This window comes from Streptomyces sp. NPDC047072 (genome assembly GCF_040643855.1).
In the GTDB taxonomy this organism is placed as follows: Bacteria; Actinomycetota; Actinomycetes; order Streptomycetales; family Streptomycetaceae; genus Streptomyces.
In genome coordinates this window covers 50,502-72,389 of sequence record NZ_JBEYVC010000017.1, presented here as the reverse complement: position 1 = coordinate 72,389, position 21,888 = coordinate 50,502, and the positions used below count along the sequence as shown (strand labels likewise).

Sequence of the window (21,888 nt, the reverse complement as noted above, 5' to 3'; positions counted from 1 at the left end):
CCCCATCGGCCAGGGCGCGGCGCCCGCCGCTGCCGTACGGCCGAACCGCCCCGCCCCTCACGCCGTACCGAACCGCCTCACGCCCCGACGTACTCCGCCAGATGCTCCCCCGTCACCGTCGCCCGTCCCGCGACCAGGTTCGCCGGTGTGCCCTCGAAGACCACGCGGCCGCCGTCGTGGCCGGCGCCGGGGCCGAGGTCGATGATCCAGTCCGCGTGGGCCATGACCGCCTGGTGGTGTTCGACGACGATGACGGACTTGCCGGAGTCGACGAGGCGGTCGAGGAGGCCCAGGAGGTTCTCGACGTCGGCGAGGTGGAGGCCGGCGGTCGGCTCGTCGAGGACGTAGACGCCGCCCTTGTCACCCATGTGGGTCGCGAGCTTCAGGCGCTGGCGTTCGCCGCCGGAGAGCGTGGTGAGGGGCTGGCCGAGGCTGAGGTAGCCGAGGCCGACGTCGGCGAGCCGGCCGAGGATCCGGTGCGCGGCCGGGGTCGCCGCCTCGCCCGCGCCGAAGAACTCCTCCGCCTCGGTCACCGACATCGCGAGCACCTCGCTGATGTCGCGCCCGCCGAGCCGGTACTCAAGGACGGACGCCTGGAACCGCTTCCCCTCGCACTCCTCGCAGGTCGTGGCGACCCCGGCCATCATCGCGAGGTCCGTGTACACGACCCCGGCGCCGTTGCAGGTGGGACACGCGCCCTCGGAGTTCGCGCTGAAGAGCGCGGGCTTGACGCCGTTGGCCTTGGCGAAGGCCTTGCGGATCGGGTCGAGCAGGCCGGTGTAGGTGGCCGGATTGCTCCGCCGGGAGCCGCGGATGGCACCCTGGTCGACCGAGACGACGTTCTCGCCGGCCGGGATCGACCCGTGCACGAGGGAGCTCTTTCCAGAGCCCGCGACTCCGGTGACGACGGCCAGCACCCCGAGCGGGATGTCGACGTCGACGTCCTGGAGGTTGTGGGTGTCCGCGCCCCGGATCTCCAGCGCCCCGGTCGGCCTGCGCACCGCGTCCTTGACCGTGGCCCGGTACCCGAGATGGCGCCCGGTGATGGTGTCGGCGGCCCGCAGCCCCTCGACACTCCCCTCGAAGCAGACCGTGCCGCCGCCCGTGCCCGCGCCGGGCCCGAGGTCGACGACATGGTCGGCGATCACGATCGTCTCCGGCTTGTGCTCGACGACGAGCACGGTGTTGCCCTTGTCCCGCAGCCGCAGCAGGAGGCCGTTCATCCGCTGGATGTCGTGCGGGTGCAGCCCGATGGTCGGCTCGTCGAAGACGTACGTCACGTCGGTGAGCGAGGAGCCGAGGTGGCGGATCATCTTGGTGCGCTGCGCCTCGCCGCCGGAGAGCGTGCCCGCGGGGCGGTCCAGGGAGAGATAGCCGAGGCCGATCTCCACGAACGACTCCAGGGTGTGCTGGAGCGCGGCGAGCAGCGGCGCCACCGACGGCTCCTTCAATCCGCCCACCCAGGCGGCCAGGTCGCTGATCTGCATCGCGCAGGCGTCGGCGATGCTGACGCCCTTGATCTTCGAGGAGCGGGCGCCCTCGTTGAGCCGGGTGCCGTCGCACTCGGGGCAGACGGAGAAGGTCATGGCCCGCTCGACGAAGGCCCGGATGTGCGGCTGGAGCGCGTCGACGTCCTTGGAGAGCATCGACTTCTGGATCTTCGGGATGAGGCCCTCGTAGGTGAGGTTGATGCCCTCGACCTTGATCTTCGTCGGCTCCTTGTGGAGCAGGTCGTGCAGCTCCCGCTTGGTGTACTTCTTGATCGGCTTGTCCGGGTCGAAGAAGCCGGAGCCCTTGAAGATACGGCCGTACCAGCCGTCCATGCTGTAGCCGGGGACCGTGATCGCGCCCTCGCCGAGCGACTTGGTGTCGTCGTAGAGCTGGGTCAGGTCGATGTCGGTGACCGAGCCCCGGCCCTCGCAGCGCGGGCACATCCCGCCGGTGATGCTGAAGCTGCGCCGCTCCTTCACCGTCTGCCCGCCGCGCTCCATGGTGACCGCGCCCGCCCCGCTGATGGAGGCGACGTTGAAGGAGAACGCCTTGGGCGAGCCGATGTGCGGGGTGCCGAGTCTGCTGAAGAGGATGCGCAGCATGGCGTTGGCGTCGGTCGCGGTGCCGACGGTGGAGCGCGGGTCGGTACCCATGCGCTGCTGGTCGACGATGATCGCGGTGGTCAGACCGTCCAGGACGTCGACCTCCGGCCGGGCCAGGGTCGGCATGAAGCCCTGGAGGAAGGCGCTGTAGGTCTCGTTGATCAGCCGCTGCGACTCGGCGGCGATGGTGTCGAAGACCAGCGAGCTCTTGCCCGATCCGGAGACCCCGGTGAACACCGTCAGCCGGCGCTTGGGGATCTCGATGCTGACGTCCTTGAGGTTGTTCTCGCGCGCGCCGTGCACGCGGATCAGGTCATGGCTGTCGGCGGCATGCGGGGCGGGGCTCGTGAGGTCCATGGCTGCCACGCTAGCCACGGCACCCCGCGTGCGCTTCTCGAATACTGCTCAAACCTCCCGGACCAGCCCCGCGATGTGCCCGGTGACCGTGTCGAGGATGTCGGTCCAGGCGGTCGCGTCGCCGAGGACGAGGTAGTTCAGGGTGAGGCCGTCGGTCATGGCGGCGAGATAGCGGGCCAGGACGGGGACGGGCACCGCGAGCCGCAGGTCCCTGTCCTTGCGCAGCTGCTCGATCAGCTCGGCGTACGCCTCGCCGTACAGCTCGTACTGCCGTCTGGCCAGGTGTTCGAAGCCGGGCTCGCGCAGGGCGTACTGGGTGAGCTCGTAGGTGAGCATGTGCGCGTCCGGGTTGGCGCGGACGTGGTCCCAGTAGGCCCGGAACCCGGCGGCGACGGTCTCCTCCAGGGTGGCCCGGGGCCGCAGGGCTTCCTGCACGACCGTCACGGAGTGATCCGTGAGAGTCGTGATGACGGCCTCGACGAGGGCCTGCTTGGAGTCGAAGCAGTAGTGGAAGACGCTCAGGGAGACGCCGGCCTCGGCGGCGATGGACCGGGTCGTCGTCTTCGCGACGCCGTCCCGGGCCATCGCCCTGATCGCCGCCTCGGTCAGCTGTCTGCGCCGCTCGGCCGAGGGCATGCGTGCCATGGAAGGACCCCTCGATCAGCCGCTGTGGACGCCCACTTCGTAGAGCGAGTATCCCCAGTCGGTGCCGCGGTCGAGCCCGTGGACCCGGACGTAACGGGCCGGTGTGCCCGTGAACTTGGCCGTGTCCAGGCCGCCGTCGCCGGAGGTGGTGGACCAGGCCGTCGCCCAGTTCGTGCCGTCCGTGGAGAGTTCGATGCGGTACGACTTCCCGTACGCCCGCTCCCAGTCGAGCGTCACCCGCGAGACCAGGTGGGTGGAGCCGAGGTCGACCTGCCACCACTGGTCGTCGCTCCAGTCACTGGCCCAGCGGCTGGAGTCGTCGCCGTCGACCGCCCGCCCGGGCTGGTAGCTGGTGACGGGGTTGGACTCCGACGAACTCGCCGTAGCCGTACGCCCGTTGGCGAGGTTCACCGAGGCCTGGTGCTGCTCGGAGGCGCCCCAGGTGTCGAGGTAGGACTCGGCGCCGCGGAAGAGGTCGTTGACCACGTCCTGCCCGCCGACCAGCCGGATGTCCTCGATCCAGTCGGGGATCTGGCCGACGTTGGAGGCGCCGTCGGTGTTGAAGTCGAAGGTGCGCTGCCCCACGGTCTGCTTGTCGATGACGGAACCGCCGTCGACGCTCTTGAAGGGGTACGTCACCTTGTTCGCGGCGTCCGCTCCGCGCGGGGCGGGGTGGTCGCCGATGCCGTTGAAGTCGGTGCCGTAGCCGTAACCGACGCCGTACTTGTCGCGCAGGGCGTCGGTGCGCTTGGCCTCGGTGGCGAAGTCCTGCGAGCCGTGCATGTACTGGGCGACGAAACCGCCGAGCGAGTAGACGCGCTCGGTCCAGTTGAGGTCCATCCAGCTGTGCGAGGACAGCACGCCCGGGTAGTTCGCGGCCTCGAAGATGTCCAGGGCCTGGCCGGTGGCCTTGACGCTCATGTGGTCGATCTCCAGCATCATCTTGCGCTGCATCATGCCCTTGACGGCGTACTCCCCCAGGTCGGTGAGCCCGCGCACGTTGCACTGCGCGTCCGCGTCGTAGTCCGGCACCTCGGTGCCCGCGGGCAGGTCGTCCTCGGCTTCCGTGGACGCCGTCCCGATGGGGTTGTCGTGCATGGCGGTCCTGCACTTCTCGGTCTGCCAGAAGGTGCCGGTGGACAGGAACTGCCCGACGTTGATGGCGGTTCCGAGGCCGCCCTCGTCGAAGCGGACCCCGCACAGGGCGTTGTCGAACTTGTGGCACAGGAACATCGAGCGCACGCCCAGCGCGTACAGCTCGTCCAGCCCCTTGTCGATGTCCGACCTGCTGCACTGCGCGATGTCCAGGATCTGCTTGCAGCCGAAGGGCTCGGAGGTCTCGACGCCCAGGATCACCGCCAACTTGCCCTGCTGGACGACCTGTCGGGCCTGCGCGCTGTCGGTGACGATACGGAACCAGCCCTTTCCGGTGCCGCCGTACATCTTGTCGATGAAGGCCTGGAGGTCGTAAGTGAGCTTGGCCTGCAGGCGGATGGAGGTCATCTCGTCACAACTGCGGTCCTTGAACGGGTAGATCGAGCAGATCATCCCGTTGGTGACCAGGTCGTTGACGAGCACCCGCTGCCCGCCGCGCCAGGCACGCTCCACCCAGGCGTAGTAGTTGGCCTGATGGGTCATCGAGTCGTACGCCGGCCAGTCGGCGAAGGTGGGCCAGCCGACCGGGTCGTGCTTGCCGTCGCCGCCGTGGGTGATGTAGTCGAAGAGCGCGAGGGTGCCGTCCGGGTAGTGCTCGGGACAGTCCTTGAGGGCGTCGGCGACCCCGGCCTCGGAGAAGACCTTGCCGCAGATCAGCCGGCCGCCGAAGGCCTCGTTGGAGAAGAGGTGGTTGTGGGCGTCGACGAACCCCCGTACCTCGCCTGCCGAGTTGGTGCCGGTGAACGGCTCTCCGGTGACGTTGACCTGGGAGTCGGGGGTGGGCCGGGCGGTGGGCGTCCACCAGTCGGTGGCCGCCGAACTCGGGGTCGGGCCGAGGATGGTGGCCAGCACCAGGAAGAGCAGGGAGACCACGGTCAGGTTCTTGCGTCTGCGGCCGGTGCGTCCGGTCATGGCCACGTCCCTCGGTCGGCGGGGGTGCGCCGTCGACCGAGGGCTCTTGGGCTGCCCTTGGGATTGTCATGACCGGCGCAATATCTGCGTCGAGAATGCGAGTCGACGCGATCCGAGTCAAGAGTCCGGGACAGTTGACCTGATGACCGGGGGCAGGTGTCCCGATGAACGGGGGCAGGTGTCCCGATGGCCAGGGGCAAGTGCCTTGATGGCTCAACCGGTGGCGCAGGCACCTCCGTTGAGGGTGAAGGCGGTGGGCGCGGTGTTCGTCGTGCCCTTGCTGCCGATGAAGCCGACGGTGACCGAACCGCCCGCGGGGATGGTGTTGGTGTACGAGGCCGGGGTGACGCTCACCGCTCCCCCGCTCTGGGTGGCGGTGCCGCCCCACATGTTGGTGACGGTCTGCCCGTCGGCGAAGGTGAAGCCGAGTTTCCAACCGCTGACGGCCGCCGTCCCGGTGTTACGGAGGGCGATCTCGCCCTGGAAGCCGCCCGGCCACTCGCCGACCACCTTGTAGCCGACGGAGCAGCTTCCGGCGGGCGCGGCGGGGGTGGTGACGCTCACCGCCGCGGACCGGGTCGACCGGTTCCCGGCGGCGTCACGCGCGTAAACGGCAAAGGAGTAGGCGGTGTTGGCCGTCAGCCCCGAGACGGTCACCGAGTTCGTCGTCGAGGCCGCGACCGTGGTCTCGGTGCCGCCACTGACGCGGACGACGTCGTATCCGGCCACGCCAACGTTGTCAGTGGAGGCGGTCCACGACAGGTTCGCCGAAGTGGCCGTCACCGCGGAGGCGGTCGGGGTGCCCGGGGCGGTCGGGGCCTGGCTGTCGGGGGTGGCCCCGCCGAAGACCGTGGCCTCCTTCGCCGTCTGCGCGATGCCGTTGGCGCCGTGGAAGACGCGCTGGCCCCATGAAGTCATCTGTGCCGGGTCGAAGTTGAGCACCAGGTCGAGGATCGGGTCGGTGTTGCCGCTCCAGGACCAGGCCAGATAGCCCAGGTTGAGCTGCTGGGCGGTGGCCATCATGGTGTCCTCGTCGGGGTCGCCCCACTGGTCGGCGGGGCCGCCGAACTCACCGATGAGAATGGGGAGTTTGGCGCTGACGAAGGCGTTGAGGTAGTCGGTGATCTCGGCCGCGGTGTCGAAGACGCTGTACATGTGGATCGAGAAGATGAGGTTGCCGGTGGTGTCGGCGTTGTAGACGGACTGGGCGTTGGTGCGCATGACTTGCTGCCAGTCCTGGCCCCAGTTGGGCGCGTCCACCATGATGGTGTGCTGGAAACCGGCGGCCCGCAGCTTCTGGATCGCGGCGATGGTGGGGGCGGTCCAGCCCTCCGGACTGGTGTTGCCCCAGGGCTCGTTGCCGATGTTGATGACGATGTAGTTCTCCTGGCCGGCCAGCACGTCCTTGAGGCCGATCCAGTAGTCGGCGGCCTGGTCGAGGGTGCCGGCGGCGGTGTCCTCGCCGTAGCCGGTGGTGTCGTGCACCTCCAGGACGCAGATCAGCTTGTTGGCCTTGCACTGGGCGATGACGTTGGCCACGTCCGAGGCGCTGTTGGCGGTCCAGCGGTGGCCGTCGGCGAGGACCACCCGGACGGTGTTGGCGCCCTGGGCCTTGATGTCGGCCAGGGACCCCAGTTCGTTCGGGTACCAGGTGTGGGCGTGGTTGACGCCGCGCATCACGAAATCGTTGCCGTTGCCTTCCAGCAAGCGGCCGTTGCTGATGTGCAGGCCGACGGCCTGGGCGCCGGGTTCCTCGGCGGCGTGGGCGGTGGCCGGGGCGAGGACGCCGACGACCAGCAGGGTCAGAAGGGCCGCCAGCCTGGCGACCATGGTGCCTAAGGGACTGCTTCTCACTGCGGCTCCAGGGGGTGTGCGCCCGGGAATCCGGGCGACCGGACGGGGTTTATGGGAGCGCTCCCATAGAACCGACGATGTCAAGCACACGTCAAGAAGGGTGAGCGCAAAAGAAGGGGCGGGCCTCGGTGCCGAGCGCCGGGCCCGAGCGGCGCGAGCGCTCTCGCGTAAGGTGCGAGACCGTCGATCACCGCACCTGGGAGGCCCGTTGACCGCGCGACCCCTCGATCCGGACCGGGAACCCGAGCCGCTCGGCGACCTGCGGGGGCGCCGGGTGCTCGCCCTCGGGCACGGCTCGGCCCGGCACGCGGAACACCTTGCGCGGGTGTACGACACCCGGGTGGACGCGGTCGACACGGCCGACGCCGTCGAGCATCTGCGCACGGCGGAGCCGTACGACCTCGTCCACTCCGTCGACGTGGTGTCCCGCCTCGACCCGCGCCTCCTGCTGCCCGCCCTGGCCGAGGCCCTGCGCCCCGGCGGCAGGCTGCACTTCACCGTGCCGCACACCGACGCCCTCGGGAACGGCCCCTCTTCGGTCGTCGAACCCCGGGGTGCGGCGATGTGGGTGCTCGCCCCGGAACTCTGGACAGCCCTGCTCGCAGAACAGGGCCTGCGGGTCGAGCGGATCGACGTCCTCGACGCGCCCGAGGAGGGCGGTCAGACCTCCCACCGCGCCTTCCTGGTGACCCGCCCGGTCCGCGTCTCCTCGCGCCCGCGCACGAACCGCGGCCCCGAGCCGCACGCGGCGCTCGGCGTCGGCGCGATCCTCCACGGGCCGCGCGGACTGCTCCTGGGCCGCCACCGGCGTGGCACCTGGGAGCTGCCCGGCGGCACGGTCGAGCCCGGGGAGTCTCTGGAGGGGACGGTCGTGCGGGAGCTGCGCGAGGAGACCGGGATCGAGGCGCGCCCGGAGGACGTCCGGCTGCTGGGGACGCTCCTCGACGACGTCGACGGCGTGGTCCGGATGACCGTCGCCACGCAGGTCACGGCCTGGCGGGGCGAGCCCGGCGACCAGCCGGGCGAACGCGTCGGCGACTGGCGCTGGTTCGCCCTGGACCGACTCCCCGAGGGCCTGTTCGTGTGCAGCGCCCAGGGGCTCACGGCCTGGCGCCCGGACCTGCCGATCGACCACACACCGGCCCACTTCACGCCGTACGCCGGCTAGGTCGTGTCCGAGGTGTCGCTCCATGCGGCGCAGGTCTTGATCGGCCTTTCGATGGCCGCATAGCGTCACGGTGGTGGAGACAACGCACCGGCTCGCAGCCCGGGTCATCTGTCTGGACGCCGCCCATCGCGTGCTTCTTCTGCGCCGGCGTGACCCGTTCGACGGGACATGTCTCTGGGAGCCACCCGGCGGCGGCATCGAGCCGGGCGAGACGCCTCTGATGGCAGCGCGACGCGAGCTGGCCGAGGAGACCGGACTCGACCCGGCTGCGGTGCTCGATCGGTCCGTGCCGGTCGAGCGGGAGGTCCGGTGGAGCGGCAGGCGGTACGTCGGGACGGAGCATTTCTTCGTCGCGCGGTTCGCCGACGAACAGCCCCCGCTCGAACGGACCGGCCTGCTCCCCGACGAACAGGTCAGTCTGGACACGCACGCGTGGGTGGCGTGGTCGGAGCTGGGCTCGCTGTCGGACCCGGTCGAGCCGCCGCAGTCGCCGGCCCTGCTCAGCGCCCTGGTGCCGGACGGTCCGTGGTGTGATGTGCCTGACCGGCTGCCTTAGGTCGACCGGCCCAGGTCGGTGCAACGTGCTCGCAACCTCCGCCGTGCTGCACTCGACGACCATGGACGAGGAATCCGTACGTGCGGTGTACGAAGAGGTGCCGCGTGTCGAGGTCACGGCTGCGGCGGCGGAGTTGCTGGGGCGGCTGCGGGCGGCGCACGGGCCGTTGATGTTCCACCAGTCCGGCGGCTGCTGCGACGGCAGCGCGCCCATGTGCTACCCGGACGGCGAGTTCCGCACCGGCGGCTCGGACGTGCTGCTCGCCGAACTGGACGTGCCGGGGGTGCCGGAGCGCGTCGCGTTCTGGATGTCCCGCAGCCAGTTCGACGTGTGGAGCCACACCCGGCTGATCGTGGACGTCGTCGAGGGCCGGGGCAGCGGCTTCTCCCTGGAGGCACCCGAGGGGGTGCGTTTCCTCATCCGTTCGCGTGTGATCGGCGCCTAGATACCGCGCCGGCCATCGCCGTCTGGTGCACTTCCCCCGAGTCCTGGGACAGTTGACGAGACATCAGGGGGCGATGTGACGCACCGTCAAAGACGTTTCCGTGCGGGCAGATCGGTACTGACACTGCTCGCCGCGCTCGGCACGCTGGCCGGTGGCGCCCTGGTGGGGGCGGCCCCGGCCGGCGCCGCGTCGGAGTGGACCCGGCTCGCGGCCGGGGTGCAGTACCGGCAGTTCGACATCCAGGCCGCCAAGGGCACCGCCCACGCCCATGTGATCGGCGTGGACCTGAGGAACCCGCGGGTCCGAGTGGGCCTGCTGTATCCGGGGGCGGTGGCCTCGCGGGCCGCGGTGTCGCAGCTGGCCACCGCGCAGGGTGCCCTCGCGGGCGTCAACGGCGACTTCTTCAACATCTCCGAGACCCAGCACCCCGGCGTCGAGGCGACCGGCTCAACCGTGGGCCCCGCGATCGCACAGGGCCGGGTGCTCAAGGCGGCGGTTCCGGACGGCCAGCGGTTCGGGCCCGCGCTGCCGCCCGGCACGAGCACCGAGGACGTCTTCGGCGTGGGCAGCGACCGGCGGGCCCGGCTGGGCGAGCTGGCGCTCGACGGCTGGGTGAACACGCCCGACGGCCGGACCGCGCTCGGCGGGCTCAACCAGTACGCGCTGCCGGTCGGTTCCATCGGGGCGTTCACCCCGGCCTGGGGCAGCGTGTCCCGGGTGCGGGCGACCTGCGGGACGGACACCGATCGGGGCGCGCCGTGCAGCACCGACACCTACGAGGTGACCGTCCGGGCGGGACGGGTGGTCGCCACGGCGGACGCCCCGGGCGGCGGGGCCATCACGCCCGGGACCACTGTGCTGGTTGGCCGGGAGGCCGGTGCCCAGCAGTTGCGCAAGCTGTACGTGGGCGCGGCGGTGTCGGTACGGCACCGGCTGGTCTCCGCGTCCTCCTGGGTCCCGTACCGCTTCGCGCTGGGCGGCTACCCGGTCCTGGAACGCCGGCAGCCGCTGCCCGGCCTCGACGACACCACCTCCGCCGTGCGCACGGCCGTGGGCATCGCGAACGGCGGACGGCGGTTGTATCTGCTGGCGCTGGACGGCGCTCCCGACTACCGGAGTGGGCTCACGATCGCCGAAGTGGCGAGCGCCATGCGGTCGTTGGGCTCGGTCGACGCCTTCAGTCTGGACGGCGGCGGGTCCACGACGATGGTCGCCCGGGAGCCGGGGACGGCCGCCGTCTCGGTCCTCAACCACCCGAGCGGGGGCGCCGAACGCCCGGTGCCGAACGGCATCGGGGTCTTCTCCACCGGATGACCTCAGGGGCGCAGGCTGCTGACGATGTCCGCCGTCGCCGTGATGCCGCTGTGGATGGTGGGCGCGATGCTCGTGCCGGCGAGGAAGAAGCCGAGCAGCGCGCACACCAGCGCGTGGGAGGCCTTGAGGCCGCCGCTGCGCAGGAAGATCACCGCCAGGATCAGCAGCAACATCACCACAGAGATGGAAATCGCCAAGGTCGGCCTCCTCCGCCACACCAGCACGCCCGATTCACGGCGTTCGGCCGCAAGTGTGGCGTAGCGGAGGGTTCGTCCGTGCGGCTGACCCGTACTCCGAACGAGTGGTGTCCTAACCGGCCTTGTGGGCGTCCAGGAAGGCCTCCAGGCCCGCCAGGTCGTCGGTGTTGAAGTAGTCGACGTCGGCGGCGAGCAGCTCGGTCCACAGCGCGTCCCGGGCGGGACCGGCGAGGTCCGGAGTGGCCCAGAAGCGCACCTTCTGGCCGCGCGCGTGGGCCTGCTGGATGATGCCCCGCAGCTTCTGCCGCTCGGCGTCGGGGAAGGCGCCCTCGCCGAGCCAGGTGAAGTTGAGCGTCCAGTTGTCGCTGATCAGCGGGACGAAGGAGGCGGGCGCGGAGGTGCCGAGGTCGGTCAACCGGCCGTCGTAGAAGGCCCGTCGGACCGTCTGGGCTTCCATGGGGACACGGGCAGCGCGGTCGCCGGAGATCACGTTGGTGACGGCACCGGGGAAGACCCGGCCGTGGGCGTAGGTCGTGAACAGGTGCTTGTAGCGCCGGAGATGACGGTCGAGCTCCAGATAGGTCGAGGATCCCTCGGTCTTGATGTCGATGAGCAGCTGGAGCGGCTGCCGCCAACCCCGGTACACCGAACCGTGGTTGGCCTTGACGATCCTCGACAGCGGGTCGAGGTAGAGGGACTCCAGGGTGCGGGTCGGGTCGAGGTCGTCCACGGTGTGCCCGATGAGGAGCTGGTCGCCGACGAGGAAGATGTCGGCCTCGACGCTGCCGAAGCGGTGGTCGAGGGCGTCGAAGAGGGGGCGCGGATGCTCGTAGTCGTTGTGGGCGTGGGCGCGCCAGAGCGGCTTGGGCCGGTGCTTGCCGCTGTCGGCCCACGCGCTGCCGGCGGGCGGGGCGAGCACCGCGGCGAGCGCGGCACCGGCGGTGGTGAGGGCTCTGCGACGGGTGATGTGGGCCATGTGCTGCCTCCCTGTGGGGCGGGTCGGAACCACAGGGAGTATGGGGCGAGTTGGCCCTGGATGAACCTGTACATGCCAGGAGTTGGCCGGACTGCCGTCGCTTGTTCACTCCGTCGGCGCGGGCGCACGGAAAAGCCCGCCCCTGGTGGGGCGGGCTTCACCGGACTTCAGACGGTGGCGCTCAGGGCGCCTGGAGGTCGACCAGTTCGGCCAGTCGGGCGCGGTGGGTGCCCGCCGTGCCGTAGGCGATCGAGTCGGCCTTGGCGCGCTTGAGGTAGAGGTGGATCGGGTGCTCCCACGTCATGCCGATACCGGCGTGCAACTGGAGGGCCTCCTCGGCCGCGTGGACGGCGACGGGCCCCGCGTAGGCCTGGGCGACGGCGACCGCGATGTCGGCATCGGCGTCGTGGGCGAGCGCGTCGGCGGCGTTGCGCGCGGCGGCCCGGAGGTTGACGACCTCCAGCCACAGCTGGGCGAGCCGGTGCTTGAGCGCCTGGAACCCGCCGACGGGCCGGTTGAACTGCTTGCGCTCCTTGAGGTAGCGCACGGTCTCGGTCAACGTCCAGTCGGCGACCCCGAGTTGCTCGGAGACCAGCAGTCCGGCCCCGGCCCGCAGGGCCCGGCGTACGGCGGGCTCGGCGTCGCCCAGCAGACGTCCCGGGGCTCCGTCGAGCGTGACGGTCGCGAGCGGCCGGGTCAGGTCGAGGGACGGCTGCGGGGCGACGGTCACGGCTGAGGCGTCCACCGCGTACAGCCCGCCGTCGTCGGCGGGCACGAGCAGCACGTCGGCGGCGCCCGCGTCCGCGATGCCGGTCAACTCACCGTGCAGCGCCCCGTCTTCATGGCGTACGACCTTGTAGGCGGCGCCGGAAGCGACGTTGAGGGCGACGGCGAGGGCGCCGATGCGCCGGCCGGACGCCAGCTCGGCGAGCAGCCCGCCGTCGGTCTCGCAGGCGAGCAGCGCCTCGGTGGCGACGACCGCACTGGTGAGGTAGGGCACCGGGGCGACCGCGCGGCCCAACTCCTCGAGAACCACGGCGACTTCGCGGTGCGTGGCGCCCTGGCCGCCCTTGTCCTCCGGGACCAGGAGTCCGGCGAGGCCCATGCCGTCGGCGAGCGCCTTCCAGGCCGCGAGGTCGTGCGGGGCGTCCGACTCGGTGCGGGCGATGACACCCGGTGCGTCGCAGTGGTCGGCGAGCAGGTCCCGTACGGCGGACCGGAGGGCCTCTTCCTCCTCGGAGTACAGCAGGTCGGTCATCGAGCGAGGTCCTTCCAGGCGACGTCCTTGTCGGTGCGCGGTTCCGAGGGCAGGCCCAGGACTCGCTCGGCGACGATGTTCAGCAGGACCTCGCTGGTCCCGCCCTCGATGCTGTTGCCCTTGGCGCGCAGATAGCGGTAGCCGGCGTCGCGGCCGACGAAGTCCACCAGCTCCGGGCGGCGCATGGTCCAGTCGTCGTACAACAGGCCCTCCTCGCCCCGGAGTTCGACCTCCAGGCCGCTGATCTCCTGGTTGAGGCGGGCGAAGGCGAGCTTCATGCCGGCGCCCTCGGGGCCGGGCTGGCCCGCGACGAGCTGCTGGCGCAGGCGTTCGGCGGTGAGGCGGGCGACCTCGGACTCGACCCACAGCTTCAGCAGCCGCTGGTGCAGGTCGTGGTCGCGCAGTTCGGGGCGCTCGCGCCAGGTCTTCGCGACCGGGCCGATCATGCCGCCCTCGCGGGGCAGCCGCATGCCGCCGATGGCGACGCGCTCGTTGTTGAGCGTGGTCTGGGCGACCCGCCAGCCGTCGCCGATCTCGCCGAGGCGGCGGGAGTCGGGGATGCGGACGTCGGTGAGGAAGACCTCGTTGAACTCGGCCTCGCCGGTGATCTGCCGCAGCGGGCGGACGTCGACGCCGGGGTCGGTCATGTCGCACAGGAAGTAGGTGATGCCCGCGTGCTTGGGCACGTCCGGGTCGGTGCGGGCGATGAGGATGGCCCAGCGGGAGTTGTGGGCGCCGGACGTCCACACCTTCTGCCCGTTGACCACCCAGTCCCCGTCGTCCTGCCGGACGGCGCGGGTGCCGAGCGCGGCGAGGTCGGATCCGGCGCCGGGCTCGCTGAAGAGCTGGCACCACACCTCCTCGCCGATCCAGAGCGGCCGCAGATAGCGCTGCTTCTGCTCATCGGTGCCGTACTTGAGGATCGTCGGGGCGGCCATGCCGAGCCCGATGCCGTTGCGCTTGGCGTCGTTGTCGGGGGCGCCCGCCGCCTCCAACTCGGCGTCCACGACGGCCTGGAGGGAGCGGGGCGCGTTCAGTCCGCCGAGGCCCTCCGGGTAGTGCACCCAGGCGAGCCCCGCGTCGAAGCGGGCCTTGAGGAAGTCGAGCCGGTCGGTGGTGGCCAGCGGGTGGGCGGCCAGCAACTCGGCTGTGCGGCGCTTGAGTTCGACTGCGTCGGTCATGCCTGAGCCCCCATGGGTACGACGGCGATCCGGCCGGTGGTGACCCCGTCGCCAAGGCGCTGCACCGCGTCCGCGGCACCGGCCAGCGGCACCCGCTCGCTCACCAGCGGCTTGATGGCGCCCCGGGCGGCCAGGTCGGTGAGCTGCTCGTGGCAGTGCTGGACCAGCTTCGGGTTCTTGGTGTTGTAGAGGCCCCAGTGCAGGCCGAGGATCGCGTAGTTCTTCACCAACGCGTGGTTGAGGCCGGGGCTCGGAATGGTTCCGCTGGCGAAGCCGACGACCACGATCCGCCCCTCGAAGGCGACGACCTTGGTCGACTGCGTGTAGGCCTCGCCGCCCACGGGGTCGTAGACCACGTCCGCGCCCCGGCCTCCGGTGGCCTCCTTCACGGCGGCGACGACGTCCTCGCTCCGCCGGTCGACCACCACGTCACAGCCCAACTCGCGGGCCACGGCGGCTTTTTCGGCGCCGCCGACGACACCGATGACGGTGGCGCCGGCGGCCTTGCCGAGCTGCACGGCCGCGCTGCCGACCCCTCCCGCGGCAGCGTGGACGAGCAGGGTCTCCCCGGCCTCCAGTCGGGCCCGGCGGTGCAGTCCGAACCAGCCCGTCTGGTAGCCGATGTGCAGGGCGGCGGCCTCGGCGTCGTCCAGCGAGTCCGGCGCGGACAGCAGGGCGGCGGCGTCCGCGACGGCGTACTCCGCGAAACCGCCGTGCGGCAGCGCGGGGTTGGCGATCACGCGCCGTCCGTCCTCGGTCTCGCCGCACACCTCCACGCCCGGTGTGAACGGCAGCGGCGGGCGCACCTGGTAGTGGCCCCGGCACATCAGCACGTCCGGGAAGTTGATGTTGGCGGCACGCACCTTCAGCAGGATCTGGCCGTCGCCGGGCACGGGCCGCGCCACCTCCGCCAGACGCATCACCTCGCCCGGCTCACCGTTCTCGTGCACTTGCCATGCCTGCATAAGGGGGCCTCCACGGACTGCTTTGTCGGGTCGGAGTCCGACCGGGGTCTCTCGCATACTAAGCGGTCGCTTGCCATCAGGGAACAGTCCGCCGTGGAACAGTCGCCCGCGTCACGCCTTCCGCCGTATCCCTCCCGTAGCCCCATACGAGCAGGGCGATCGGCGCGAACGCCGTCGCCAGCAGAATCCCCATAGCGGCGACCTTGACCTGGTCCGTCCGGCTGAACCCCGGAGCCCCGTACCGGCCGAAGAACCACAGGACGACCGCGGCCCACAGGAGAGTCTGGACCGCGAGCTGCGTCAGGAAGCCGCACTGCGCGGCCAGGGCCAGTCCCAGTACCGTCGTCGACGGTCCGCGCCAGTGCAGGATCTCTCCGAGATCCCCTCCCGGACGCCGCGGTGCGGGCATGGTGAACAGCCCGACAGTGACCATCGCGGTCGCGGCCACCCCCAGGCCTTCGCCCCGTCCCGCCGTCCAAGCCGCGGCCGCACCCGTCCAGCCCGCGGGGAGGGAGAGGGCGTCGCACCACCCGGCCAGAGCCGTCAGCGGGGTGGCGCCGTTCGACACCCCGGCGACAGCCGCACAGCCGATCACCGAGACCAGGAAGCGGTACACGTACGCCGTGAGACGCAACGACCGAAACTCACGGACCACCTGCGCCATCCGGGCCGGAGCGGTAATCGACACGTCGCCGTGCACGATTCCCGCCTGGACCGCGGGCCCGTCGACGGTTCCGCCCAGCCGGTTGCCCACATGTGTGCCTTCTCGCATGCCGCGACGCTACGCCGACCCGCCGACACCCGGCTCAGACTTGGGTGTGGGCCTCCGCGCCGTGCCGGTCGTCGGCGGGTCTCGTGAACTCGATCCGGATACTGCGCCGCCCTGTGCGTACCACCAAGCCGCGCGCGAGTTCCGCGCCACTCCTGCCGTGCGTCAGCCACAGGTTGACGGCCGCTCCCAGCAGCAGGGGGTCGAGTTCCGGCTGCCGCTCTCCCCAGGGGCGGACGGTACGGGCCTCGAACAGGGCGCCCCGCAGCCATACGACAGCGGACGCCGCGTCGATGCGCGCGACCAGTACGGCGGCGCCGGGCCGTTTAGGTACCTCGCGCAGGCACCACTCGGACGGGCTCGGTACCGCCACGGGGACGGTCCGCGCAACGACGTCAGCGGCGTGGTACCACAGCGCGTGCGGTGACTCGGCGGCGACCGCGTAGAACCCACGGTCCTCCTCATGGTGACCCGCCACCATCGGCCAACGGCGCACCTCGACGGCTCCGTCGTCCGCGACGGTTCCGGTCACCTCGTACGCCGTCGGTGGCCGGGTGCGCTCCGGCTCCGGGTCCGGAACCGGCATCGGCGGGGGCGGCCGGCGGGGCGGAGTGACCCCGTGGTGCTCCAGGAACTCGTACATACGCTGCTGGGTGAGTTCCCCGGACTTCTCCACGTCCGCCAGCTGGCTGTCGACGACGGGCCGCAGCGCGTGCGGGGCGTGGTCCCTTTCGGCCCGGAGCAGCTGCTCGTACAGATCGCCCTCGGGGTCGAGTCCGGGCGCGGTCCGTCCGAACGCGGCGGCGGGCGAGTCGGGGTCGAGTTCCTCGATACCGGTCGTGGCGAGCAGCGTGAGACGGTCGGCGGCCGCGGAGTAGAAGGTCGTGCTCCCGTGGTCGCCGATGACCCAGTCGCTGGCCACGACGGCCGCCCGCCACCCCTCCTGCGGAGGGATCACCATCAGTCCCGCGTCCATGGGCTCCCGCAGCCGCTCCAGTACGGCGGCCCAGGAGTGCCTGGCCCACACATTGGGGTGGAACACCGCGGCCACAGCGAACTCGTCGGCCGGCAGCGCGGTCATGAGGTCCAGCGGCAGCCGGGGATGGCGACCGAGCAGCGAGTGCTCGCTCCAGGTGGAGTGGATCACGACGAGACGCCGTCCGTCGGCGACTCCGAGCACGGCGCGGTACTGGTCCCGCCGGCACTCGCTGTCCCGGAGCCGCTGGTAACACCAGTCGCCGATGGTCTGCGCCCGAGGGACGGCCTCGGGGCAGGATCTGCCCAGCCTGGGCAGCTGGTCGGGGTGGGACAGACCGATGACCGCGGGGATCACCTTGCCCCGGTGCACCAGCTCCCTTCGGGAGAGGCCCGCCGGCGACACGGCGTCCCCGGTCGACTGGCTGACCAGGCGGTTGTACCCCGCGCCGTGCGGCATCACCATCAAGGGCGCGTCCAGACGGCCCATCGACGGGTGCACGGCGCAGGCGACGGCCAGCTGGAAGGGGCGCCGGGTGGCCTCCTCCCAGGTCAGCAGGTGCTGTGCCCCCACCACGCGGACCAGGTACTCGTGCAGACCGGCGGCGAAGACCGATCCGGGATTGACGGTGAGGTACTTCTCTATGCCGTCCTCGCGGCGCAGCAACTCCATGACGTCCAGGACGCGGGTCGCGGAGGTGAGGGTGCGGACGACGCCCAGAACCTCCGCTTTGGGCGGCGGCCAGGTGTCCCAGCGGGACCGGGCGCGAGGCAGTGACCGGCGGCGCAACAGGGACAACGGTCTCTCCGGGACATGGGAGCGGGGACGGGGCGGAAGGCGGGTCGGTCGGGTTCTCCGGTCGGCCGAGGGGCTCAGCCGTCCTCGGGCGTCACTCCGACGCTCCTGTGCAGTGCGCGAAGCTTCCTTTCGCAGGCCTCGCGCAGTGCCGTGTCACTGGTGCTCGCGGCCAGCTCGGACAGCACGCCCAGCGCCTGGTCGAGCCTGCCGTACTGCTTGCGCTCGTCCGCCTGCTCGGCCGCGCGGACGGCCGCCTCGCTCGCGGCCTCCAACCTGTTCAGCCCCTGGAGTGCCCGGGCCCGGACGAGGTCGATGCGAGGCAGCATCCCGTGGTCGCACGAGTCGACGGCGGTGGCCCTGGCCTCGTCCAGCACGTCGAGGGCCTCCGTCGGACGCCCGGCGGCGACCAGCGCCTGCCCGATGTTGTACGACTGCACCACGACGCCATGGGTGTCCTGGAGCCGCACGTTGGCATCGAGGGCCTGGACGAACAGCCGGTGGGCATCCTCGTGGGCTCCCGAGGCCAGGGCGATCAGTCCCTGTGTCTCCCGGATCATGCCGCTCAGCCGCGCGTCGGCGACCCGGTCGAGCAGTGGCTCGGCCTGCGCCAGCGTCTCACTGGCCTGGTCGTGGGCGCCCAACCCGTAGTAGGCGCGGGCCAGTTGGTTGCGCATCCGCACCTCGGCGTCCTCGCGACCGCATCTCCGCGCCGCCTCGATGCCCAGGGTGTGCGCCTCGATGGAGTCCCGATGGTGCCTGCGCCCGTCGAACAGCGCCCACAGCGATTCGCACAGCTGCCACACGGTGTCGTCCCACCGCTCGTCCGCGGCGACCCGCAGCAGCGACAGCAGGTTGGCCCGCTCCGCGTCGAGCCACTCCAGCGCTTCCGCGCTCTGGGTGAACAGCGGCTCGGTCGGGGAGAGTTCCTCCTGGGCCGGGGTCGGTGGGTCCTGCAGCCGGAAGCGCCCGGCGCCGAGCACGAGAACGTCCGCGTGCGCCGCGGCCGCCGTGTAGAAGTCGGCCACGGCGCGCAGGACGGCCCGCCGCTCCGCCTCGGGGAGCCTTCTCGCCACCTGCCGGGTGTGCTCCCTGACGACGTCGTGCGGACGGAGACGGCGTGGCCGGTCGGAGGAGGGGGCGACGGACAGCAGGTGGGCCGTGAGGAGTTCACCCACCGCGTCCTCGACCGCCGGCACGCCGGCCGCCCGCGCGAGACCGCCGGTGAACGTCGTACCGGGCAGGCATCCGACGAACCGGTACAGCCGCCCGGCGCGTTCGGACAATCCCGAGTAGGCGAGGTCGAGAACCGTCGTCATCGATGTGCCTCCTTCGGACGGCGGCGGGCCATCGGCGCCGAGCACGCTCACCGCGTCCGTCAGGCTCAACTGCGGGCGGTTCAGCAGCCATTCTCCGACGGTACGGAGCGCCAGGGGCATGCCGTTGCAGAGCCGGACCAGCGCCTGGGCCGCGTGGTCCGCGTCCGCGGTGCGCCAGCGGCGGACGAGCTCCACCCCCGCCCGTTCGTCGAGCGGATCGAGGGCGATGGCCACCGCGCCGTCCATGGCCAGAGCGGGCAGTCCGGTGCGGCTGATGGCCACGAGCAGGCCCTGGGACGGGACCAGCGGACGGACCTCGGCCGCCTGCCGGGCGTTGTCGACCACGACGAGGGTGGGGTGGTCCGCGGTGAGGCTGCGGAACAGCGCGGCGCGCTCGCCCAGTTCGTCGGGCAGGTAGTCGCGGTGCACGCCCAGAGCCCGGAGGAAGCCTGCGATCGCGGCGCTCACGTCGCCCGCGCCGTCCCGTCTGCCCTCCTCCAGGTCCACGTAGAGGTGGCCTCCGGGATAGGAAGGTGCGAGTGCCCTGGCCACCCACTCCGCCACCAGCTGGGTCTTGCCCACTCCACCGAGCCCGGACAGGACGACGATGCCCGGCGCATGGGATGCGCGCAGCGCGTCCGCGATCGAGCGCAGGCGTTCGAGTTCCGTGATCCGGTTGACGAAGTTCCCTATGGCCGGCGGAACTTGACGTGGCGTCACACGCAGTGGGGACACCAGGGTCAGCGACTCGACACGACTCGCCATCACGACCGGGCCGTTGACCACCGCATTCCCCGAGACGGAATTGTGCGTGGTCGTCGCCCCGGCCCTACCCTCGTCCACGTCGCCGTCCTCTGTTCGACCGTCTTGTGCAAGGGGCCTCAACTTACTATCCACGCACGGCATATGGTGGACGGCCCGAAGAGACGAGGGAGCCTGGTGGAAGCCGAACTGGTGACACTGATCGGGACCGGGGCGACGACGGTGGTCGGGCTCATGGTCACCGACGCCTGGGAGCAGGCCAAGCAGCGGGTGGTACGGCTGCTCGCGCGCGGCAGCGGAGAGGACGCCGTGGCGGGTGAACTGGAGCAGTCCCGCGACGCCCTGGTCGCGGCGGCCGGAACCGCCGACGAGGAGGATCTCACCGCCGACGTCACCGCGTCGATCCGGCTCAGCCTGCGCCGCCTGCTGACGCAGGACCCTGCTCTGGCCGAGGAACTCCGGCGCCTCATCGAGGAGTTGAGCCCCGCCGTCCGCCAAGAGAGCATCGTGTACAACACCATCTCCGGTGGCACGCAGAACGGTCCGGTGATCCAGGGGCACACCTTCACCCACCTGAAGTTCGGCTCCGACCGCTGACCCCGCGTCACCCCTTGCGCGGCTTCGCCCGTACGTGCATCCGCTCCCCCTGGGGCCCGAACAGGCTCAGGAACTCCGCCGGGCCCTCGCCCGTGGAACCGAACCAGTGCGGGACGCGGGTGTCGAACTCCGCCGCCTCCCCGGCCGTCATCACCACGTCGTGCTCGCCGAGGACGACCCGCAGTTTGCCGGACAGTACGTACAGCCACTCGTAGCCCTCGTGGGTACGGGTCTCGGGCTCCTCGTCGCGCTGGGGGACCAGGACCTTGAAGGCCTGGAGGCCGCCGGGCTGGCGGGTGAGCGGCCAGTAGGTGCGGCCGTGGCGCTCCAGCGGCTTGGCCCGTACCCGGGGGTCGCCCACCGGGGGCGTGCCGACCAGTTCATCCAGCGGCACCTGGTGGGCCTGCGCGATCGGCAGCAGCAGCTCCAGGCTGGGCCTGCGCAGGCCGGACTCCAGGCGGGACAGCGTGCTGACGGAGATCCCGGTCGTCTCGGACAGCGCCGCCAGGGTCACCTCCCGCTCCTTGCGGAGCCGGCGCAGCCGGGGACCGACATCGGCGAGAACGTCTTCGGTGCTCATCCCCGTATTGCAGGTTCGGCAACTTCGTTTGTCAATCCCGCGGCTCCGGAGCGACGGTGGCGGCATGACCGATACCTACGAAGTGATCGTGATCGGAGGCGGCGCGGCCGGCCTCTCCGCCGCTCTCGTGCTGGGCCGGGCCCGGCGCCGCACCCTGGTCGTCGACGCGGGCGAGCCCCGCAACGCGCCCGCCGCGCACATGCAGGGCTTCCTCACCCGGGACGGCATGCCGCCGCGGGAGTTCCTGGCGATCGGCCGCGAGGAGATCGCACGGTACGGCGTGGAGCTGGTCCGGGACCGGGTCGTCGAGGTCGCGGAGGGGTTCGCCGTGACCCTGGAGAGCGGCCTCACGCGGCACGCCCGCCGCCTCGTCGTCGCCACCGGCCTCAAGGACGAGCTGCCGGACGTCCCCGGCGTCGCCGAGCGCTTCGGCAGGGACGTGCTGCACTGCCCGTACTGCCACGGCTGGGAGGTCCGCGACCAGGCGTTCGGCGTGCTGGCGACCTCTGCGCTCAGCGTGCACCAGGCGCTGATGGTGTCCCAGTGGTCGAGGGACGTGACGTTCTTCCTGCACGAGGTCGCCGAGTCCGACCTGTCGGACGACGATCTGCGCAGGCTCGCGGCGGCCGGCGTCGACGTGGTGCCCGGCGAGGTCGCCGAGCTGGTGGTGACGGACGACCGGCTGACCGCCGTACGCCTGAAGGACGGGACCGCGCATGCGCGCGAGGTCGTCTTCACCGCACCGAGGGCGGTCCCCCAGAATGCCCTGCTGGAGCAGATCGGGGCCGAGCTGACCGAGACCCCGTTCGGGGCGTATCCCGTGGTCGACGCGACGGGGCAGACGACCGTGCCGGGCGTGTGGGTGGCGGGCAACGCGATGGGGTTCGCCGAGCAGGTGATCAACGCGGCGGCGGGCGGCTACCGGGCCGGGGCGACCATCAACGGGGACCTGCTGATGGCGGACCTCGACGCGGCCGTCGGGGTGTAGACCCGCCGCCTCCGGTCCACTCTGGA

The 21,888-nt window shown here is 71.3% G+C and carries 19 protein-coding genes; 6 read left to right on the top strand and 13 right to left on the bottom strand.

The features are described from left to right. Positions 1 to 77 precede the first annotated feature (77 nt). The 4 genes from ABZ896_RS10605 to ABZ896_RS10590 all read right to left on the bottom strand — a co-directional run bounded on the left by ABZ896_RS10605 (position 78) and on the right by ABZ896_RS10590 (position 6,992). Entirely contained in the window at positions 78 to 2,450 is a 2,373-nt protein-coding gene (locus ABZ896_RS10605; protein ID WP_360925149.1) for an excinuclease ABC subunit UvrA, read from the bottom strand. A 48-nt stretch (positions 2,451 to 2,498) separates the two neighbouring features. Next, complete coding sequence (locus tag ABZ896_RS10600) at positions 2,499 to 3,095, bottom strand: TetR/AcrR family transcriptional regulator (RefSeq protein ID WP_360925146.1); 597 nt, start codon at positions 3,093 to 3,095, stop codon at positions 2,499 to 2,501. 15 nt (positions 3,096 to 3,110) lie between these two features. Continuing rightward, the gene (locus tag ABZ896_RS10595) at positions 3,111 to 5,162 is read right to left on the bottom strand and encodes a discoidin domain-containing protein (RefSeq protein WP_360925143.1); all 2,052 of its coding nucleotides are present in this window, start codon (positions 5,160 to 5,162) and stop codon (positions 3,111 to 3,113) included. 213 nt (positions 5,163 to 5,375) lie between these two features. Further along, on the bottom strand, positions 5,376 to 6,992 hold the full coding sequence (locus tag ABZ896_RS10590) for a cellulase family glycosylhydrolase (RefSeq protein WP_360925140.1): 1,617 nt from the start codon (positions 6,990 to 6,992) through the stop codon (positions 5,376 to 5,378). A 232-nt stretch (positions 6,993 to 7,224) separates the two neighbouring features. On the opposite strand from ABZ896_RS10590, the gene ABZ896_RS10585 reads away from it, so the two are divergent. The 4 genes from ABZ896_RS10585 to ABZ896_RS10570 all read left to right on the top strand — a co-directional run bounded on the left by ABZ896_RS10585 (position 7,225) and on the right by ABZ896_RS10570 (position 10,499). Next, a complete protein-coding gene (locus ABZ896_RS10585; protein ID WP_360925134.1) occupies positions 7,225 to 8,184 on the top strand; it encodes an NUDIX hydrolase in 960 nt (319 codons plus the stop codon). Positions 8,185 to 8,257: 73 nt separating this feature from the next. Continuing rightward, positions 8,258 to 8,740 carry an NUDIX domain-containing protein gene (locus tag ABZ896_RS10580; protein WP_360925131.1) on the top strand — a complete coding sequence of 161 codons (483 nt, stop codon included), beginning with the start codon at positions 8,258 to 8,260 and terminating at the stop codon, positions 8,738 to 8,740. A gap of 61 nt (positions 8,741 to 8,801) precedes the next feature. Continuing rightward, positions 8,802 to 9,185, top strand: coding sequence for a DUF779 domain-containing protein (locus ABZ896_RS10575; protein ID WP_360925238.1), 384 nt, complete (start codon positions 8,802 to 8,804; stop codon positions 9,183 to 9,185). Positions 9,186 to 9,260: 75 nt separating this feature from the next. Continuing rightward, a complete protein-coding gene (locus ABZ896_RS10570; RefSeq protein ID WP_360925128.1) occupies positions 9,261 to 10,499 on the top strand; it encodes a phosphodiester glycosidase family protein in 1,239 nt (412 codons plus the stop codon). A 2-nt stretch (positions 10,500 to 10,501) separates the two neighbouring features. On the opposite strand, the gene ABZ896_RS10565 is transcribed toward ABZ896_RS10570, so the two are convergent. The 8 genes from ABZ896_RS10565 to ABZ896_RS10530 all read right to left on the bottom strand — a co-directional run bounded on the left by ABZ896_RS10565 (position 10,502) and on the right by ABZ896_RS10530 (position 19,778). Further along, positions 10,502 to 10,696 carry a hypothetical protein gene (locus ABZ896_RS10565; protein WP_360925125.1) on the bottom strand — a complete coding sequence of 65 codons (195 nt, stop codon included), beginning with the start codon at positions 10,694 to 10,696 and terminating at the stop codon, positions 10,502 to 10,504. A 112-nt stretch (positions 10,697 to 10,808) separates the two neighbouring features. Next, entirely contained in the window at positions 10,809 to 11,672 is an 864-nt protein-coding gene (locus tag ABZ896_RS10560) for a phosphatidylinositol-specific phospholipase C/glycerophosphodiester phosphodiesterase family protein (protein ID WP_360925122.1), read from the bottom strand. 181 nt (positions 11,673 to 11,853) lie between these two features. Beyond that, positions 11,854 to 12,930, bottom strand: a complete 1,077-nt coding sequence (locus ABZ896_RS10555) for an acyl-CoA dehydrogenase family protein (protein WP_360925119.1) — start codon at positions 12,928 to 12,930, stop codon at positions 11,854 to 11,856. After that, complete coding sequence (locus ABZ896_RS10550) at positions 12,927 to 14,111, bottom strand: acyl-CoA dehydrogenase family protein (RefSeq protein WP_360925116.1); 1,185 nt, start codon at positions 14,109 to 14,111, stop codon at positions 12,927 to 12,929. Before ABZ896_RS10550 ends, ABZ896_RS10555 begins: the two co-directional genes overlap by 4 nt. After that, the gene (locus tag ABZ896_RS10545) at positions 14,108 to 15,076 is read right to left on the bottom strand and encodes an NADPH:quinone oxidoreductase family protein (RefSeq protein WP_360925113.1); all 969 of its coding nucleotides are present in this window, start codon (positions 15,074 to 15,076) and stop codon (positions 14,108 to 14,110) included. The genes ABZ896_RS10550 and ABZ896_RS10545 overlap by 4 nt, the downstream gene beginning before the upstream one ends. 76 nt (positions 15,077 to 15,152) lie before the next feature. Continuing rightward, a complete protein-coding gene (locus ABZ896_RS10540) occupies positions 15,153 to 15,848 on the bottom strand; it encodes a hypothetical protein (protein WP_360925110.1) in 696 nt (231 codons plus the stop codon). A gap of 34 nt (positions 15,849 to 15,882) precedes the next feature. Beyond that, the gene (locus ABZ896_RS10535; protein ID WP_360925235.1) at positions 15,883 to 17,493 is read right to left on the bottom strand and encodes a hypothetical protein; all 1,611 of its coding nucleotides are present in this window, start codon (positions 17,491 to 17,493) and stop codon (positions 15,883 to 15,885) included. 200 nt (positions 17,494 to 17,693) lie between these two features. Beyond that, a complete protein-coding gene (locus ABZ896_RS10530) occupies positions 17,694 to 19,778 on the bottom strand; it encodes a hypothetical protein (protein WP_360925107.1) in 2,085 nt (694 codons plus the stop codon). A 96-nt stretch (positions 19,779 to 19,874) separates the two neighbouring features. Between ABZ896_RS10530 and ABZ896_RS10525 the strand changes: the two genes are divergently transcribed. Further along, the gene (locus ABZ896_RS10525; protein ID WP_360925104.1) at positions 19,875 to 20,294 is read left to right on the top strand and encodes a hypothetical protein; all 420 of its coding nucleotides are present in this window, start codon (positions 19,875 to 19,877) and stop codon (positions 20,292 to 20,294) included. Between the two features lie 7 nt (positions 20,295 to 20,301). Here the strand turns inward: ABZ896_RS10525 and ABZ896_RS10520 are convergent, their stop codons facing one another. Next, positions 20,302 to 20,874, bottom strand: a complete 573-nt coding sequence (locus ABZ896_RS10520; protein ID WP_360925101.1) for an XRE family transcriptional regulator — start codon at positions 20,872 to 20,874, stop codon at positions 20,302 to 20,304. A gap of 64 nt (positions 20,875 to 20,938) precedes the next feature. Here ABZ896_RS10520 and ABZ896_RS10515 point away from each other — a divergent pair, with 64 nt between their 5' ends. Then, a complete protein-coding gene (locus ABZ896_RS10515) occupies positions 20,939 to 21,862 on the top strand; it encodes an NAD(P)/FAD-dependent oxidoreductase (RefSeq protein WP_360925098.1) in 924 nt (307 codons plus the stop codon). Positions 21,863 to 21,888: the final 26 nt, after the last annotated feature.

What these genes read in the sequence shown, in the direction of transcription:
- ABZ896_RS10560 (WP_360925122.1), bottom strand. Translation starts at nt 11,672, where the DNA reads ATGGCCCACATCACCCGTCGCAGAGCCCTCACCACCGCCGGTGCCGCG.
- ABZ896_RS10515 (WP_360925098.1), top strand. Translation starts at nt 20,939, where the DNA reads ATGACCGATACCTACGAAGTGATCGTGATCGGAGGCGGCGCGGCCGGC.
- ABZ896_RS10555 (WP_360925119.1), bottom strand. Translation starts at nt 12,930, where the DNA reads ATGACCGACCTGCTGTACTCCGAGGAGGAAGAGGCCCTCCGGTCCGCC.
- ABZ896_RS10600 (WP_360925146.1), bottom strand. Translation starts at nt 3,095, where the DNA reads ATGGCACGCATGCCCTCGGCCGAGCGGCGCAGACAGCTGACCGAGGCG.
- ABZ896_RS10545 (WP_360925113.1), bottom strand. Translation starts at nt 15,076, where the DNA reads ATGCAGGCATGGCAAGTGCACGAGAACGGTGAGCCGGGCGAGGTGATG.
- ABZ896_RS10590 (WP_360925140.1), bottom strand. Translation starts at nt 6,992, where the DNA reads ATGGTCGCCAGGCTGGCGGCCCTTCTGACCCTGCTGGTCGTCGGCGTC.
- ABZ896_RS10540 (WP_360925110.1), bottom strand. Translation starts at nt 15,848, where the DNA reads ATGCGAGAAGGCACACATGTGGGCAACCGGCTGGGCGGAACCGTCGAC.
- ABZ896_RS10550 (WP_360925116.1), bottom strand. Translation starts at nt 14,111, where the DNA reads ATGACCGACGCAGTCGAACTCAAGCGCCGCACAGCCGAGTTGCTGGCC.
- ABZ896_RS10605 (WP_360925149.1), bottom strand. Translation starts at nt 2,450, where the DNA reads ATGGACCTCACGAGCCCCGCCCCGCATGCCGCCGACAGCCATGACCTG.
- ABZ896_RS10595 (WP_360925143.1), bottom strand. Translation starts at nt 5,162, where the DNA reads ATGACCGGACGCACCGGCCGCAGACGCAAGAACCTGACCGTGGTCTCC.
- ABZ896_RS10520 (WP_360925101.1), bottom strand. Translation starts at nt 20,874, where the DNA reads ATGAGCACCGAAGACGTTCTCGCCGATGTCGGTCCCCGGCTGCGCCGG.
- ABZ896_RS10575 (WP_360925238.1), top strand. Translation starts at nt 8,802, where the DNA reads ATGGACGAGGAATCCGTACGTGCGGTGTACGAAGAGGTGCCGCGTGTC.
- ABZ896_RS10535 (WP_360925235.1), bottom strand. Translation starts at nt 17,493, where the DNA reads ATGGAGTTGCTGCGCCGCGAGGACGGCATAGAGAAGTACCTCACCGTC.